The 626-nt window shown below is 38.2% G+C and carries 1 protein-coding gene; it reads left to right on the top strand.

The genetic code is table 11. The annotated features are described in order from the left end of the window. A partial coding sequence (locus tag HV819_RS11390) for a hypothetical protein (RefSeq protein WP_176270277.1) occupies positions 1–626 on the top strand: 626 nt, incomplete at both ends.

Below are 626 nucleotides of genomic sequence, written 5' to 3'. Positions count from 1 at the left end.
AAACAGGAGAAATCAAGGTAACACCAGGAACAAATGTAGATGGACCAATAACTGTTACAATTCAAGACGATGACTTCAAGACAGAAGACAATCCAAAGGGAGAAATCACAAAAGAAGTTCCAGTAACAGGACACACAAAAGGTGTAGACGACAACAGAACAAAAACAACAGTAGAAGGCGAACCAACAAAAGTTAACCCTACTGACGAAGAACAAAAAACAGGTTTAACAGTTAAAAACCAAGACGAAACTACACCAACAACAGTAACAGCCAAAGATGAAGACGGAACAGAAATTCCAGTAAAAGTCGATTCAAAAACAGGAGAAATCAAGGTAACACCAGGAACAAATGTAGATGGACCAATAACTGTTACAATTCAAGACGATGACTTCAAGACAGAAGACAATCCAAAGGGAGAAATCACAAAAGAAGTTCCAGTAACAGGACACACAAAAGGTGTAGACGACAACAGAACAAAAACAACAGTAGAAGGCGAACCAACAAAAGTTAACCCTACTGACGAAGAACAAAAAACAGGTTTAACAGTTAAAAACCAAGACGAAACTACACCAACAACAGTAACAGCCAAAGATGAAGACGGAACAGAAATTCCAGTAACAATCGAT

Origin of the sequence: Anaerococcus faecalis (assembly GCF_013371425.1) — a bacterium.
GTDB classification, from domain to species: domain Bacteria; phylum Bacillota; class Clostridia; order Tissierellales; family Peptoniphilaceae; genus Anaerococcus; species Anaerococcus porci.
Note: the sequence above shows the minus strand (reverse complement) of the source record. Positions and strands in the feature narration are given on the sequence as shown.